Raw genomic sequence first — 16,320 nt, forward strand, 5'->3', positions numbered from 1 at the left:
AGGGGAGAACATAGCCGCCCCTCATGGAGAGCGCCCTATGATCCATACACAAAGCCCTATCGAGAGTGGATTCGACGGCACGACAACCGCTTTGCAAGCGTTGGCGGGTAAAGATTTGCACGGTATGACTGCCATCGTCACCGGAGGTTATTCAGGCATTGGCCTGGAAGCCGTGCGCGTATTGGCAGGCGCAGGCGTCACGCTTTAGTCGCTATCGCCCACCACCGTGGCAACAGCTGCCGCACCCGCGCTTCGCCGAACCGATCATCGATCAACATCACCACGCCGGTGTCCTGCTGGCTGCGGATCACCCGCCCCGCCGCCTGCACGACTTTCTGAATGCCCGGGTACAAGTAGGTGTAGTCGTAGCCGGAGCCGAAGATCGCGCCCATGCGCTGCTTCATGTGTTCGTTGACCGGGTTCAGTTGCGGCAGCCCCAGCGTGGCGATGAACGCGCCGATCAAGCGCGCGCCGGGCAGGTCGATGCCTTCGCCAAACGCGCCGCCCAGTACCGCAAAGCCAACGCCCTGGCTGTGTTCGGTGAACTGCTCGAGAAAGGCCTGGCGCTCGGTTTCGACCATACCGCGTGACTGCTGCCAGAGTGCGATGTGCGGGTGTCGCTCGGCGAGTAACAGCGCCACTTGTTGCAGATAATCGAAACTGCTGAAGAACGCCAGGTAATTACCCGGTTGGCGGGCGAACTGCTCGGCGATCAATTCTACGATGGGTTCCAGTGAGGCCTGGCGATGCACGAACCGGGTGGAGACCTCATCGACAATGCGCACCCGCAATTGCGCGGCATTGAACGGTGATTCCACATCGACCCAGGCGGTGTCCGCCGGCAGGCCCAGCAGGTCGGCGTAGTAGTGACGCGGGCTCAGCGTGGCGGAAAACAACACGCTGCTGCGTGCCGCCGTCAATCGCGGGCGGATGAATTCGGCGGGCACCACATTGCGCAGGCACAACGTGGAGCCGCTGCGCTTGCCGCGCAGTTGGCGCAGGCTGATATCAAAGATGAAATGTTCGTTGAACAGCTCGGCGACCTTGGCAAATTGCAGTGCTTCAAAATAGAAGGCTTGCAGATCGCCGGTGAGTGCCTCGGGGTGGTCGTTGAAGTAGTCACCCATGGCGCTGGCGCAAAGGCTCAGGGCCTGGAGCATTTTGTCGGGTTTGGCCGCGTAGGCTTGATAAGGCGCGAGCTGGTCCTTGTGCAAGGCGTTCCACTCACGATTCAGGCGCTGCAAGGGCTTCTTCAACGGCTCAGGCGCCATATCGCGCACGGTCTTGAGGGCGTACTGATCAAGGCTCGCGCTGTACATCGAACGGGCGCGCTCCACCAGGTTGTGGGCCTCGTCCACCAGCACCGCGACGCGCCACTGGTTGAGTTGGGCCAGCCCGAACAACAGCGCGCCAAAGTCGAAATAGTAGTTGTAGTCGGCGACCACAAGGTCGGTCCAGCGTGCCATTTCCTGGCTCAGGTAATACGGACAGACGCCGTGCTCCAGGGCGACATCGCGCAGGTTGCGCTGGTCGAGCAGGCGCACCTTGGCGGCAGCGTTACGCGCGGCGGGCAAGCGGTCGTAGAAACCCTTGGCCAACGGGCAGGATTCGCCGTGGCAGGCCTTGTCCAGGTGTTCGCAGGCCTTGTCCCGCGCCACCAGCTCCAGCACGCGCAGCGGTAACTCGGGACTGCTGGCGTACAGCACGTGTGCGGCGTCGAGGGCCAGTTTGCGGCCCGGGGTCTTGGCGGTGAGGAAAAACACCTTGTCCAATTGCTGGGGCGCCAAGGCCTTGAGCATGGGGAAGATCGTGCCGACGGTTTTGCCGATGCCGGTGGGCGCCTGGGCCATCAGGCAGCGGCCGGTGCTGACAGCCTTGTACACCGACTCTGCGAGGGTGCGCTGGCCGGGGCGAAAGTCGCTGTGAGGGAACGTCAGGGTCTGCGCGGCGCGGTTGCGGGCGTCGCGGTGCTGCATCTCCTGGCGCGCCCAACCGAGAAACAATGCGCATTGCTGGTTGAAGAACTGTTGCAGATCGGCGGCCGCAAAGCGCTGGTTCAGCAAGGTTTCGCCCTCGCCAACGATATCGAAATACACCAGCGCCAAATCGATGTGCGCAAGCCCAAGCTTCTGGCACATCAGCCAGCCGTAGACCTTGACCTGGGCCCAGTGCAATTGCCGATGGTTGGCGGGCTGGGCATCGAGGTCGCCGCGATAGGTCTTCACCTCTTCGAGGCGGTTACTGTCCGGGTCGTAACCGTCCGCCCTGCCCCGCACCTTGAGCGCCTCGTATTCGCCTTCCAGGGCCACTTCGTTCTGGTAATGCGCACTGCGCCGGGAGGCGACCGTGCGATGACCGGCGATGCCTTCCTGGGCGCTGGGCGACGGTGTAAAGCGCAGGTCAAGGTCGCCGACCTTGGCCGTGAACTCACACAGGGCGCGCACCGCCACGGTGTAACTCAAGCGGGCTGCGCCCAGCGCACATAACAGACGGTGACCGGCATCTGGTACTCGCCACAGAACTCCAGCCAGCGCAGTTGGTTGTCTTGCAGGCGATCGCCAGGGCCTTTGACTTCGATCATGCGGTAGGTTTTCTGGGCGGGCCAGAACTGGATCAGGTCCGGCATACCGGCGCGGTTGGCACGGATGTCCAGCAGCAGCCGCTCGAACCAGCAGTGCAAGTGTTCGGCGGGCAAGCACGCCAAGGCCTGCTCCAGCAGCTCTTCACTGAGCAGATTCCAGAAGACAAAGGGTGACTGGATGCCCCACTTGTCCACGTAGCGTTGGCGGATGGTGTTTTTGTAGCGTTCATCGCGCAGTTGCTCGAAACAGGCGGCGAACAGTGACGCACGGCGCTGATGAAAGTCTTCGCTGTGCAGATCCGCCGGCCCGCGCTGGAACGGGTGAAAAAACGCCCCCGGCAGCGGCGCGAAGATCGCCTCCCAGCACAACAGGCCGAACAGCGAATTGATCAGGCCGTTTTCGACGTAGTACACCGGCGCATCGGGCTCGCTCAGATGGGCCTGCACGCAATACTCCACCGACATCAAGGGTTCCGGCAGTGGCAGCGCCAGGTCCAGGCGCGTGACTTCGCGAGGCTTGACCTTGGGCAAGGCCGGCGCGCCCAATTTGCGCCGCAGGCGTGGCAACACACGCAGCAGGTGTTGCTGCTCGGCGGGACTTTCCGGTGCCTCTTGGGCGGCGCATGCCAGGGCCATGGCCTGGGCGTAGTCTTCCTGGCGCTCCAGCACGCGAATCAAGCGCGCGCGCGCGCCGGGATAAACACAAGCGCGGTAGATCTGCTCGGCCAGCGCCAACTCGGCACTGCGCTCGCAATACTGGCCGACCTGGAACAACAGCTTGGCCCGGCGTTTTTCCAGCCATGGGTTGTCGGTCTGCAACATGGCGATCTGCGCCAGCACACTGTGCAGCGCCTGTGCGGACTCAAAGGCTTGCTGGCACTGGTGCAGGAACAGAAACCCCAGCACATCATCGCGGCTGCGCAAACCACGGGACTCGGCACAAAACTCGACCTTTTCGTAGGTGTAGATACCCAGGTCCGCGAGCACGAACTCCGACCAGTCCTGATGCAGGTTGCCGAAGAACAACAACCGTAGGCGATCACACAAGTCCATCACGGTGAGGCTGTAGAGCACGTCATCCAGCTCGGGGCACCAGTGCGCAAAGCGGCGCTGCTCAGTGAACTGCGGCGCCAACTGCTCAAGCCAATCGGTCTTCTTACCCTTGGGCTGGTCGATCCATGGCTGGAACGCGCCCAGCACCTCGCCCTTTTGCAGCAACCCAAACAGTTCGTCAAAACCCAGCAGGCACTGATCATCGATCCAACCCAATGCCTTCAACGGGTGCGCCGCAGCATGCGGGCAGCCGATCTCCAGATAATTGAGCTTACCCGCCCGAAAATGCACGCCCTTGCGCATCACCATGCGCACCAGCAATGCCTGGGACGCCTGCGGCAACCTGTCAAATTGCTGAATGAAATGCACTTCGTCAGCATCGAGCAAATCGGCATAGCGTTGCCCCAGCCAATCGAGCACCTGGCGGAAGTTATGCAGGTAATACAGGGGGTCTTCGAGGGGGTCGGCCATGGTCCGCAGCGATCAAATACTGGTTATGCATACAGATTGCCGTCGTAGACGCGTTGTTGCAATCGGTAATAGATAAATGGCGCACGCAACTTTTTGCATAAAAGTGATCAGATGGGGGAGTTGATCGCGTAACATTTATGGCCCGCAGCCGCAGGTAGCGGGACTTTTCAGGGTTAAGGTAAGGGTTATGAGCATGAAGAATTTGGGGCTGCCACTGGTTGCACTCACTTTTCTGGTATTGGCCGGTTGCGCGACGCAAACCGTAGTGACATTGCAAAATGGCACGCAGTATTTAACCAAAGACATACCGAAGACCAATACCGCCGACGGTTTTTATGAATTCACCGACATCGCCGGCAAGCACATCCGCGTCAGAGCCGGCGATGTGGCCACGGTTCGCAAGGAAGACTGATCCCTCACTGCCGCCCCCGATCAAACATGTGGGAGCCCGCCGGCTCCCACCCTTTGAACCGCGTGCCAACGCGGTTTCAACCGATCACGACACCCTCCCCCGACCAATTGCTCACGCCCACCAGCGTCACCGAATCCGCGCCAAAACTGATTACCGTATCGCCACCCACTACCTTGGTGTGCTCGCGATAATCCAGGCTGTCCTGCACATCCGTGAACACCAGTTTGTCGGTTGACTGATAGCCGATCACCCGATCCTGACCAAACTGCCCGCCGAACAGAAAGGTGTTATGGCCACTGTTGTCGCGGAGGGTGTCGTTGCCTTTGCCGCCTTCGATGAAGTCCGCGCCCTTACCGCCCTGGATCAGGTCATTGCCGTCGCTGCCGATGATGAAGGTGTTGCCCTTGTGCGGCTCGGCATTGCGGTTGAGGTCCTGCACCCAGGTAGTGGCCCGCGCCGGATCGGACAGGTTGGCGACGATCACCGTAGAGTCCCGGCTCATCTGCTCGTAGAACCCGGATCCGAGAACCCGGGCCAGGCCATCGCCATAGCCGCTGGGCAGGTGTGACACCCAGGTCGGCAGGTTGGCAATGGAAAACGGCAGCACGTTCCACAGCGTCGAGGCGTAGTGATCGTTGAAGCTGACGATGTTGTCGGTGGTCGATTCGTGGGGTTTGTCATGCACGCCCAAGGACGACAGGTTGAAGGATGAACCGTCCAGCGCACGGAATACCGGGTCGTTTTCATAGCCGATATTCAGCACCTTGTCTCCAGCGCTCTGGGTCGGCGACGCGTAGGCCACATAGTTGGCGTCCGTGTAGAACCCCGACCATTGCTGGCCGCTCAACTCCGCCATGCTGTTGACCGCCAGCCCGCCCAGGCTGTGGCCGCTGACCACCACGTCGGAACCGCTCAGGCCATGGGCGCCGGCATAGTCGGCAAGCGTTTTGAGCAAACCGCCAAAGGCTTCGCCGGCGTAGTTCTTCGCGTAATCCTTGGGGCCCAGGGCGGCGAGCAGATCGCTGACCAGATCACCGATGGAATCGCTGATCAGGCTTTCCCGCGGCCCCGACGTGCCGCGAAAGCCGATGCCGATTTCGAGCAAACGGCCCGCGTCATCGTACTTGCCCAGCACCTCGACCTGCGCGGTGGTATAGCCAGCCTTTTCGCCAAAAAACGTGCCTCGGGCGTCGACCTTGCCACCGTAACCCAGGGTGCTCGCGCTGATCGGCGTCCATCCGGCGTGTTGTACCGCTTCCAGGGCGGCTTTTTCCGAGTCGGGATTCCACGGGATACCGGGAATCACGCCTTGGGAGTCGGAACCGCCAAGCAATGCACCGACCAGCGTCGCCGGCAAGCCAACGCCCAAGCCGTTGTGCTGATAACCCACGGCAAAGCCGTTATCCAGGTTGTGGTAGGTATACAGCGTGATCGCCATCGCATCGGTGAACAGCGCCTTGGAACCCTCGGTGCCGAGGTTTTTATAATCAAAGATACCCATCGGTAGTGCCTCTCTGTTGTTGGACTTGTCGAGAAAGCGCAATGACGCCCCAGGTGGCGCTACGGCTGGTTGCGCACCGGCCCAAATGCCTCATCGACTTGCGCCAGGTCGGTATCGCGCAGGTTGCCGGCGTAGTAGTGCAGTTTGGTCCAGGCCATCAGGTAGTCGTAACGCGCCTGGGCCAGGTCGCGCCGGGTGCTGTAGAGCTGCTGCTCGGCGTTGAGCACATCAAGGTTGACCCGCTCGCCGCCGAGGATGCTTTGCCGGGTCGACACCACCAACGCCTCGGCCGAGGCCAGGGCTTTCTGGTACGCGCGTAGCTTGCTGACGCCCGACAGGCAGGCGCTGAACTGGCGACGCAGTTCGATCAGGGTTTCACGGGTCTTGCCTTCCAGCTCGTATTCGGCCTGCTCCATGGCGCGACTGGCCTGGCGCGTGGAGGCAGAGACAGCGCCACCGGCATACAGCGGCAGGCTGACTTCGACGCCAATGGTGTTGGTGTCGTAGCGCTGGTTGTAGGTGTTGCCGCTGTCGGACTCCTGCTGGCGCGAACTGGCATACGCGGTGATCTTCGGCAGGTGCCCGGCGCGGTTGCGCTCCACTTCATAACGCGCCACTTCCAAAGCCTGGCGTTGCGAGGCCAGCGTCGGGTTGTTGCTGATCGCCAACTCGTGCCAGGTGTCGTAGTTGGCCGGCGTCAGGCTAAAGGCGGCGAAGCGCTGATTGAGCGGCGCGAGGTCGTTGATGTTGACACTCTGCACGCCGATCAACGCGCCCAACTCTCTTAACGAGGCGTCCTGTTCATCCAGCGCCTGGATTTCTTCGGCGGTGGCCAGCTCATAGCGTGATTCGGCTTCAAGAATGTCGGTGCGTGTGCCCTCGCCCTGCTGGAACAGGTGCTGGTTCTGCTGAAACTGCTGCTCGAAGGCCTTTTTCTTGGCGCGGGCGATCTCGATTTGGTCTTGGGCGAACAACGCTTGGGTGTAATAGCTCAGCACCCGCACCAACAGCGCCTGGCTCTTGTCGCGAAAACTTTCATCGGCAAACAGCGCCTGGGCCACGCCCTTGCGGTAGTTGGCATAGGCTTCGTAGTCGAACAGCGGTTGCTGCAGGCTGAAGGTTGAACCGTAGCTGTTGTAATTGCGCTCGTCGCGATAGCTGCCGCCACGTCCGTCAGGCAGGTGCGCTTGGGAATTGTTGCGCCCTTTGTTGTAGTTGTAGGACAGCCGCGGCAGCAGCCCGGCGCGGCCGATGGTGCGGTTTTCCAGGCCGGCGTCGCGCGCCTTGATCGCGCCGAGGAACACTGGATCGTTGCGCAGGGCCTGTTCGTACACATCGAACGGGCCCATGGCGGCCTGGGCAGGCGCACAGGTCAACAGCAAGGCAATGAACAGCGGTTTCATGTTCATTCCTCGGTCAACGCAGAGCCGGCGCGGTCGAGCAGCGGCTTGAACAGGTAATTGAGCAACGAGCGCTCGCCGGTGCGCACGAACATCTCAGCGGGCATGCCTGGCTTGATCACCAGGCCGTGGAGTGTTTCCAGCGCGGCCTCGCTGACGGTGGTACGCAGCACGTAGTACGGCGCGCCGGTTTTTTCGTCGAGCAGTTGGTCGGCGGAAATCAGGCTGACCTCCCCCGGCACACGCGGGGTACGGCTCTGATTGAAGGCGGTGAACAGAATATCGACCGGCAGATGGGTGCCTACCTTGTCCACCAGGTGGACCGGCAAATGCCCCTCGACTTCCAACCGCGTGCCCTGGGGCACAATTTCCAGCAAGGTTTCCCCGGCGCGCACCACCGCCCCTTCGGTGTGCACGCCAAGGTTGACCGCAATGCCATCGGCCGGCGCGTTGATTTCGCTGTGTTGCAGGTCGAACCCGGCGGACGTGAGTTGCTGCTCCAGTGTCAGGCTGCGCAGTTGCGCGTCGGCCAGTTGGCTGCGCACTTCCTTCTGGTATTCCTCGCTGTGCTGCTGCAGTTTGAGCCGCGATTCGAGGATGCCCTGCTCCACGCGTCCGCTTTCGCCAGTGTTTTGCGCCAGGTCCTGTTGCACCTGGGACAACTGGCGCTGGTACTCCATCAAGCGGTTGCGTGGGATGTAGCCATTGTCGGCCAAGGGCTGCAGATTGCTCAGTTGGTCGCGCAGGGATTGGGCCTGGGCGGTCAGGTCGCTGCGCGCGCGGCGCATGCCATTAAGCTGCGCCCTGGCGCCGTCGATATTCGCGCGAATCCCCGCCTGTTCACGGGCCAAGGCTTCGCGGCGGCTGCTGAACAGTTGGCGTTGGCCTTCTAACACCAAGGCCAGCGCGGAGTCGGGAGTGGCGCTGAGCTCGGCGGGAAAAACGATGACGGAGAGATTGTCGCGTTCGCTCTGCCAACGCGCCACACTGGCCCAGGCCATGCGGTACTGCGCTTGCAGCGATTGCACATCAGCCTGGTTCTGGGTCTGGTCGAGACGAAACAGCGGCTGGCCCTGTTTGACCGTCTCACCTTCACGCACAAGAATCCGGCTGACCACACCGGGGCTGAAGGTCTGCACCGCCTTGCGCTTGCCCGAGACCACCACGGTGCCCTGTACCGGAATGCCCTGGTCCAGCGGCGCCAGGCTGGCCCAGAGGAAGAACCCACCGGCGCCGAGCACCGTCAGCCACCAGCCCATGCGCACAAAGAAACCAGCGTCGCGTTTTTCAACAGTAAGCATGCTCATGCGCCTGGATTCCTTCCGGCTTGATACTGACGACTGAAACTGACGCCGGTTTTTTCCTTCGGCGTCTCTTGCTGGCCGGACAACGCGCGCAGCACGTCCTGGCTCGGCCCAAACGCCTGCAGGTGGCCTTCGTTGAGCACCAGCAACTTGTCGGCCTGGGCCAGGGCCGAAGAGCGGTGGGTGACAAGAATCACGCTGCTGCCCTGGGCCTTCATCTGCACGATGGCGCTGGCCAGCGCGGCTTCACCGACGGTGTCGAGGTTGGAATTGGGTTCATCCAGCACGATCAGCCGCGGCCCGCCATACAGCGCACGCGCCAGGGCGACCCGTTGCTTCTGGCCGCCGGACAGGCCGCCGCCGTTGTCGCCCAGCACCGTGTCGTAGCCTTGGGGCAGGCGCAAAATCAATTCATGTACGCCAGCCTGTTGTGCCGCCTGGACCACCTGTTGCGGGTCGGCATCGCGAAAGCGCGCGATGTTGTCGGCAATGCTGCCACTGAACAGTTCGATGTCCTGGGGCAGATAGCCAATGTGCGGGCCGAGATCGTCACGGTCCCAGCGGTGGATATCCGCGCCATCCAGGCGCACGGTGCCGGCCAGGGTTGGCCACACGCCCACCAGCACACGGGCCAGGGTGGACTTGCCGGAGCCCGACGCGCCAAGCACCCCCAGCACTTCGCCGGCGCCCAGGTTGAAGCTGACCTGATGCAGCGTCGCCAGGCGTCGACCCGGCGGGCCGGCGCTGACCTGCTCGAAACCCACCTGGCCCTTGGGCGCGGGCAATGCCATCTGCGCGACTTCCGGGGGGAACTCGCGCAGTAACTCGTCAAGCCGCTGATAGGCCAGCTTGGCCGAACTCCACTGCTTCCACACCGCAATCAACTGGTCGATCGGGCTGAGCACCCGGCCCATCAGGATGGAACCGGCGATCATCATCCCGGCGGTCATCTCGCCTTTGATCACCAAAAACGCACCCAGGCCGAGCACCAACGATTGCAGGCACAGGCGCAGGGATTTGCTCAGTGAGGTGATCGCCGAACCGGTGTCGCTGGCCGTGTTCTGCAAACCCAAAAACTGTGAATGCACGGCAAACCAGCGCTTGCGCAATGCGCCGAGCATGCCCATGGCCTGGATGGTTTCGGCGTTGTGCAAATGGCTGGTGGCCAATTGGCTGGATTGCTGGGAGTAACCGCCGGCCTCACCCAGGGGCTTCTTGGTCAGGTATTCATTCAGGCAAGCCAGGCCGATCAGCAACAAGGCCCCCGCCGTGGCCAGCACGCCCAGCCACACGTTGAACAGGAAAATCACCAACAGATAGATCGGAAACCACGGCGCATCGAAAAACGCGAACAGCGCCGGTCCGGTGATGAACTGGCGGATATGGGTCAAATCAGCGAGGGATTGCCCGGCATGCCCCTGGCCGCGCTGCAGATTGCGTTCGAAGGCGGCTTTATATACGCGCAAGTTGAAGCGTCGCTCCAACTGGCTACCGATGCGGATCACGATAAAACTGCGGATCACTTCCAGGCAGCCAATAAAGGCGAAGAAGCCTACGACCATCAGTGTCAACATCACCAGTGTGGTTTCATTCTGGGAGGACAACACGCGGTCATACACTTGCAACATATAAATGGACGGCACCAGCATCAGCAGGTTAATCAATGCCGTGAAACAGCCAACGCTGATCAAAATACTTTTATATTCACCCAACGCCTTGAATAACGGCGCGACGACTTGGGGCTTCGCCATAGTGTTTGATCTTCCTTGAACCCAATGACCGGCAATAGTTGCCCCAGCCCCTAAATAAGCGGTGGCCAACTAGTAAACTCGAGTTATAGCGTTATAACTGGAAACTAAGGTATTCGTTGCAATATCACGAGAACGCCGGATGGCGTGCGTGCCTGGTATTCACCGTCGCGCTGGCGATTCAAGTGGGTAATCCCTGAGCCTTCGGCATTCATCAACCAGATCCCGTCCGGCGTCGGTGACCACGTCAGGGGTTTGTCCCCCAGCCACTGCTCAACACATGCCACGTCGCCACCCAAGGCGTTGGCCTGCTCCAGCAAATCCAGGGCGCAGACCTGACCCTCTCGGTGCAGTTGCCAATGTCCGGCCAACTGGGCGGCGGTGGGTAAAACAAGACTGCTAGCCATTGCGTGGGCTCCTGCCGACACGAACAACACCTGTAGGACACAGGCGATCAAATGAGAAAAACGCGGCATGTATATGCTCCCTCCTGGAAGCGCGGCGCCGAAGCACCGCGCGCGTGCATCAGGCCACGATGTCGCTGATCGCTGCCTGGCCCACGGTGGTGACGAGGAAATCCGCCACGCCGTGCCCGGAGAAGTCCACGGCCAAGGTACCCAGGTTGGTGCCCGAGGCATAGCTCAATACCGCGTCGCCGGCATGCCCGGTGAACGCGTTGACGAAGCTCAGGCCCGCGCCTTGGGTGATGCCGCTCAGGTCGATCTTGTCGGAGCCGCTGGTGAAGTCGAAGATCTTGTCCGCCGCCCCTGGCTTGGAATCGGAACTGGCACCGAACACAAAGGTGTCGTTGCCGGCGCCGCCCCACAGCTGGTCCGCCCCGCCAGCGCCGTAGATGAGGTCGTTGCCGGCGCCGCCCTTGATCAGGTTGGCGGCATTGTTGCCGATGATCAGATCGTTGCCCGCGCCGCCGAAGGCGTTTTCCACGGTGACACCCTTGGCGATGGACACGTTGCCCACCAGGCCGCCAACGTCGGAGAACGAGGTCTCATTGAGGTTGATTTTCTGGTTCTGGGTGAAACCGGAGAAGTCCAGGGTGTCATTGCCACCGCCGTCCCAGACGGAAAACACCAGCTTGTCGGCGTTGGAAGTAGCGCTGAGGAAATCACGCCCGGTGTTGGAGTTGAAACCGTAGGTGGTGTCACCCGCGCGGGTGGCGTAGTTGGCGCCGTAGAGCTTCTGGATCGCCGCAATATCGTCGATCAACGGCCCGGAGGCATAGGCTTCGACCCCGCCCTTGCTGAAGTTCTGGTTGGTGTTGCTCTCACTCCAATAACTCATGAGGCTGTAGCCGCGCGTGTCCTGTCCATAGGTCGCGTCGTTGTAGGTAGGGTTGCCATTCCCGGCGTTGTAGTCGCCAGGGTGAGCCAGGCCCAGGGTATGGCCGATCTCGTGGGTCAGGGTCTGCCGGCCGTAGTTGTTCAGGTCCGGGGTCTTGTTGGGCGTGTAGCTGCTGTTGGTCAGGTACCACGAGGTGCCGTCATAGCCCGCGCCGGTGCCGGGCAGATAGGCGAAGGCCGCCGCGCCGTCCTGGCCGCCGCTGTAGTTGCCGAAGGTCATATGCGCATCACCGCCGCTGGCCTTCTCGGTGAAGGCGACGTTGGCGACATCCGACCAGGATTGCATGGCCAGTGCGGCCTGGGCTTTCTGCTGGCTGTTGAACTGGCTAAAGCCCGAGATGCCATGCTTGTTCAGCGTGCTCGAGGAGGCCGAGGTCAGGAAGGTGTAGGTCAGGTCGATCTTGCCGTTGCCGTCAACGTCCCGGTACGCGGCGCCGTCGCGCAGCAGTTGGGTGGCTGCCTGGTCAACGGAATAAGAGGGTTTGCCATTGATCGTGAGGTTGCCGCCACGGTCGTACAAATGACTGAAACTATCAATTTGCGTATACGCAGTGCTGGCTTGCGCGGCAGATACAATAGCCTGGTCTTTTACTTTTGACATAAACGTACTTCCTTGTGTGCAAGTGCATCAGTCTTGGGTCGATAGGAACCTCGCTGGCGAGATCGTCCTATCACTCGCTTCTTTTGAAGGCGTCACGAAACTGACACAACTTGAAATCTTTCGTCTACCTCTATTTGCGCAGTAAAACCGACCCATCGGCAACTTAAGCAAGTCGTGTGCAATGTTTGCAGGGGGCTAGTTGCTTTTGTCCTACAAAAAGCAGCGCGCTGTTATTTAAATATTAAATAGCGGTAAAGCCGCTCAACTTGAGCGGCGCACTTATTTAAATGGATCCAATATATTGTTACGGTGTCATTGGCAACATTAAAGAGCCACCACCTTTATAAATACACAGAATTATCGGCAACTGTTCCAGCCCGCCTGGCGCAATGCCTGCAACAGTGTCTCGCCGTCCAAACCCGGCACCTGCACCCCGTCATCGGTGGTCATGCTTTCACCGGCCAGCATGGCATTGATGATCGCCTCCTCCACCGCCTCCGCCGCCGCGAGGAACAACGGGGAAATATGATCGTTATTGACCATCTGTAACGCGGTGCTGAACGCCAGGTCCTTGCGCCCGTAATCCGCCGGGGGCAGCGCCTGATTACCGGTGGCGAAGGCCAGGAATAGGTCACCGCTGGAATCCTCGGTGCCGCCGCCGGTGCGCGCAATCCCGATGGACGCGCGCTGCGCCAGGCGTTGGCATTGATGGGGCAACAAGGGCGCGTCGGTGGCCAGGATCACCACGATCGAGCCCATGCCCGGCGTGCCCCGCTCGGCGAACGGCGACGCGATCTCCATCAAGTGCCGGCCCACCGGGTAGCCGTCGACCCGCAATTCCTGGCGCTTACCATGGTTGGCCTGCACCAGCACCCCGACCGTCCAGCCGCCCTGCTCCGCCGGCAATCGACGCGACGCGGTGCCGATCCCGCCCTTGAATTCATGGCAGATCATCCCGGTGCCGCCGCCCACCGCACCTTCCTGCACCGGGCCGCTCTCGGCGTGCTCCAGCGCTTGGCGCACATGCGCAGGCTTGACGTGCTGGCCCCAGATATCGTTCAGCAGGCCGTCGTAGGTTTCCATCACCACCGGCATGCACCAGTACACGGCCGGATCCGCCAGGCGCTCGCGCTCCAGGGCAATCAGGGTGTCGCGCACAATGCCGATGCTGTGGGTGTTGGTGATCGCCAGTGGCGTGGTCAACAGCCCCGCTTCGCGGATCCACTCCAGGCCCGTGGCATCGCCATTGCCGTTGAGCACGTGATACCCGGCAAAGCACGGCTGGTGCCGCGCCTCGCCGGCACGCGGCTGGATCACCGTGACGCCGGTGCACACCTGTTTACTGTCGACGCGGGTCTTGAGCGTGCTGTGGCCGACCCGGACCCCGGGAACATCGGTGATGGCATTCAACGCGCCGGGTGTGCCCAACCCCAACGTGATGCCCAATTGACGTGCGCGCATAACCACTCCTTACAATTTCTGATACGCCGGACTCGACCGGCCACTGATGCAATACAGAATCACCGACAGCGCCAACAAGCCGATGATGACCATGATGTCGCGCACCGACGCCTCAGCGATCAAGGTCATCAACAGATACCCGGCGCCCAGCACCGCCAGCAATGCCGGCAGCGGCCATAAGGGCATGCGATACGGATGCGCGCGCTCATGCAGCAGCACCCGGCTCATCAGCGCGCTTAGCGCCACGATCAGGTACACCAGCATGATCAGCAGCACGCTGAACGAGGTGAGGTCCGCCAGATTCGAGCTGAAACTCAGCAGCGCCGAAGGGATCGCCAGGAACAGCGTAGCCAACCAGGGCGAATCCCAGCGCGGGTGAATGCGTGTGAACAGCGTGTTGATGGTCGGCGTCCACAGGGCATCGCGGCCGCTGCTGAACACTACGCGGCCGATCTGGATCACGATGGCGACGATGGCGTTGAACACCGAGAGAAAAATCCCGGCACTGACCAGGCGTGACAAGGTTTCGTTGCCGTGGCTGGTCAGCAGGTAGCCGATGGGGTCGGGGCTGCTGATCATCGCACTCAGCGATGGCGCGCCAATCAGCAGCGCCGTGATTGGCACCAGTTCAATCACCACCACCAGCCCCAGGGACCACAACACCGCTTTGTGTACGCCCTTGCCGCCGCATTTCATGTCTTCGGCCAGCAGCACCGCCGGCCCGTAGCCATTGAAGGAAAACAGGCCAATGCCGACCGCGCCAATCACCAGGGCCCAAGGCGCCAGGTGCAACATACCGTTTTCGACGATCTGCGGCTCAAACAACACGCTGACCGGCTGCACCGGATGGCCGAAGCCGAGGAACACGATCACCAGCAAGGCCGCCACTTCCAATAGCAGGCAGGTGCCGGTGATCCAGGCATTGAGCTTGATGTTGAGGATGCCCAGGGCGTAACTGCACACCACAATGACCAGGGCGACGGTTTGTGAGTCGAACTTAGTGCCCAGGGCGTTATTCAAGTAGGTCGCCGCGCCCGTCGCCAGTACCGGCGGGATAAACAGCAACATCACCAGCACCGTCAGGAACGTCGCATAACCCGCCATGCCGCCGAACACCCGCTTGGCATACACGTATTCTCCGCCGGCGCTGTTGTGGGCGCGGCCCAATTCGGCGTAGCAAAAGGCGAACATCAGCGCGAGCAAGGCGGCCATGACAAAAGCCAGGAACACGCCGCTGCCCGCCTGTTGAATGGCGAACGGGGCGATCACGAACACCGAGCTTGCAGGCGTCACCGCCGAAACGGTAATGGCCACCACATCGAAGACGCTCAGGGTGGGCTTGAGCACGCCGTCTGGCGCGGGGGAAGCACTCATATCGTTATCCTCTGTCGTTGTTTTTGGTGTGAGGCAGAAACGAAAAGTCTGAAAGTCGTGGGATATGTTTCCCACTCAATGATGGCGACGTTAAAGCCAGAGGTGTTGTCAGCCAATTCCCCTATTGGCGTACTCCCCTTGACGACACCCGCTAAAAACCGAACCCTTGGCCGATCTTTTGATGACGGGAGACTGTGACATGAGCCTGTTCCGGGAAGTCGGCATGCACGCGGGGCTGGGGCGCACCCTGTCACAGATCGGCACCGAGCGATTCTGGAAACAGCTGGTGCTGTTGCTGCACCAATGCCTGCCGTTCGATAACGCCCTGGCGATTTTCTACCCGCTCGATGGCCTGCCCCAGGCCCTTGAGGAATACGACGCCCAGCCCAGCAGCAAACCGGCGTCGATGCTGGTGTACCTCAACGGCCTGTACGTGCTCGACCCGTTTTTCCAGGCTTGTCGCGAAGGGTATGCCAGCGGCGTGTACCGCCTGGAGGAAGTCGCGCCGGACCATTTTCGCCAGAGCGAATACTTCCTCAACTACTTTCAGGACAACGTGCTGGAAGACGAGGTGCAATTGATCCTGCAGTTGCCCGGCGCGGGCACGTTGTCGCTGTCACTGGGCATGCAGCGGCGTTTCAGCGCTGAGGAAACCGGGCTGATGACCACGTTGGCGGCGTGGGTGCTGCCGTTGATGCAGCAGCACTGGCAGCAAAGCACCCAGCGTGTACCGGCGGCGCAGGCGATGGCCAGCCAGATTCGCGATGCGCTGAGCCATTTCGGCTGCGGCGTGCTCTCGGACCGCGAGCTGGAGGTCGCCCGTTTGGTATTGCGCGGGTTCTCCTCCAAGGCCATGGCCGAGCGCCTGAGCATCTCGCCGGACACGGTAAAAGTGCATCGCCGGCACCTGTACGCCAAGCTGGATATTTCCTCGCAGCCGGAGTTGTTCTCGTTGTTTATCCAGTCGTTGGGGCATGATCTGGAAAATCCGTAGGCGGGCCGCGCGATTCGCGGTGCGCGCATTCCTTGGGGATCTGGATTGGCCAGGTCGCCGGT

13 protein-coding genes are annotated in these 16,320 nt (G+C 61.4%); 3 read left to right on the top strand and 10 right to left on the bottom strand.

Features of this window, described 5'->3' with window-relative positions; all coding sequences use genetic code 11:
- Positions 1–37 precede the first annotated feature (37 nt).
- Complete coding sequence (locus ACP7CJ_RS05925) at positions 38–208, top strand: hypothetical protein (protein WP_247399924.1); 171 nt, start codon at positions 38–40, stop codon at positions 206–208.
- Here ACP7CJ_RS05925 and ACP7CJ_RS05930 read toward each other — a convergent pair.
- Positions 198–2,462, bottom strand: coding sequence for an ATP-dependent DNA helicase (locus ACP7CJ_RS05930; protein WP_426099814.1), 2,265 nt, complete (start codon positions 2,460–2,462; stop codon positions 198–200). The two genes, ACP7CJ_RS05925 and ACP7CJ_RS05930, sit on opposite strands and share 11 nt — an antisense overlap.
- Positions 2,459–4,105, bottom strand: a complete 1,647-nt coding sequence (locus ACP7CJ_RS05935; RefSeq protein WP_426099815.1) for a VRR-NUC domain-containing protein — start codon at positions 4,103–4,105, stop codon at positions 2,459–2,461. The genes ACP7CJ_RS05930 and ACP7CJ_RS05935 overlap by 4 nt, the downstream gene beginning before the upstream one ends.
- Before the next feature lie 187 nt (positions 4,106–4,292).
- On the opposite strand from ACP7CJ_RS05935, the gene ACP7CJ_RS05940 reads away from it, so the two are divergent.
- Positions 4,293–4,517: a YgdI/YgdR family lipoprotein gene (locus ACP7CJ_RS05940; protein ID WP_276193066.1), complete on the top strand. Its 225-nt coding sequence runs from the start codon at positions 4,293–4,295 to the stop codon at positions 4,515–4,517.
- 76 nt (positions 4,518–4,593) lie between these two features.
- Here the strand turns inward: ACP7CJ_RS05940 and ACP7CJ_RS05945 are convergent, their stop codons facing one another.
- The 8 genes from ACP7CJ_RS05945 to ACP7CJ_RS05980 all read right to left on the bottom strand — a co-directional run bounded on the left by ACP7CJ_RS05945 (position 4,594) and on the right by ACP7CJ_RS05980 (position 15,264).
- On the bottom strand, positions 4,594–6,018 hold the full coding sequence (locus ACP7CJ_RS05945; RefSeq protein ID WP_426099816.1) for a polyurethane esterase: 1,425 nt from the start codon (positions 6,016–6,018) through the stop codon (positions 4,594–4,596).
- A 59-nt stretch (positions 6,019–6,077) separates the two neighbouring features.
- Positions 6,078–7,421, bottom strand: coding sequence for a TolC family outer membrane protein (locus ACP7CJ_RS05950; protein ID WP_426099817.1), 1,344 nt, complete (start codon positions 7,419–7,421; stop codon positions 6,078–6,080).
- A gap of 2 nt (positions 7,422–7,423) precedes the next feature.
- Complete coding sequence (locus ACP7CJ_RS05955; protein ID WP_426099818.1) at positions 7,424–8,725, bottom strand: HlyD family type I secretion periplasmic adaptor subunit; 1,302 nt, start codon at positions 8,723–8,725, stop codon at positions 7,424–7,426.
- Positions 8,722–10,473: a type I secretion system permease/ATPase gene (locus ACP7CJ_RS05960; RefSeq protein WP_426099819.1), complete on the bottom strand. Its 1,752-nt coding sequence runs from the start codon at positions 10,471–10,473 to the stop codon at positions 8,722–8,724. Before ACP7CJ_RS05960 ends, ACP7CJ_RS05955 begins: the two co-directional genes overlap by 4 nt.
- Positions 10,474–10,577: 104 nt before the next feature.
- Positions 10,578–10,946 (bottom strand): protease inhibitor Inh/omp19 family protein, encoded by a 369-nt coding sequence (locus ACP7CJ_RS05965; protein ID WP_276193072.1) that lies wholly within the window; start codon positions 10,944–10,946, stop codon positions 10,578–10,580.
- Positions 10,947–10,995: 49 nt separating this feature from the next.
- Positions 10,996–12,429, bottom strand: coding sequence for a serralysin family metalloprotease (locus ACP7CJ_RS05970; RefSeq protein ID WP_426099820.1), 1,434 nt, complete (start codon positions 12,427–12,429; stop codon positions 10,996–10,998).
- A 357-nt stretch (positions 12,430–12,786) separates the two neighbouring features.
- A complete protein-coding gene (locus tag ACP7CJ_RS05975) occupies positions 12,787–13,890 on the bottom strand; it encodes a P1 family peptidase (protein WP_276193074.1) in 1,104 nt (367 codons plus the stop codon).
- Between the two features lie 9 nt (positions 13,891–13,899).
- Positions 13,900–15,264: an APC family permease gene (locus ACP7CJ_RS05980; RefSeq protein WP_276193075.1), complete on the bottom strand. Its 1,365-nt coding sequence runs from the start codon at positions 15,262–15,264 to the stop codon at positions 13,900–13,902.
- A gap of 199 nt (positions 15,265–15,463) precedes the next feature.
- Here ACP7CJ_RS05980 and ACP7CJ_RS05985 point away from each other — a divergent pair, with 199 nt between their 5' ends.
- The gene (locus ACP7CJ_RS05985) at positions 15,464–16,258 is read left to right on the top strand and encodes a response regulator transcription factor (RefSeq protein ID WP_426099821.1); all 795 of its coding nucleotides are present in this window, start codon (positions 15,464–15,466) and stop codon (positions 16,256–16,258) included.
- Positions 16,259–16,320 lie beyond the last annotated feature (62 nt).

It is taken from the genome of Pseudomonas sp. PSPC3-2 (genome assembly GCF_049897085.1).
In the GTDB taxonomy this organism is placed as follows: Bacteria; Pseudomonadota; Gammaproteobacteria; order Pseudomonadales; family Pseudomonadaceae; genus Aquipseudomonas; species Aquipseudomonas paraveronii.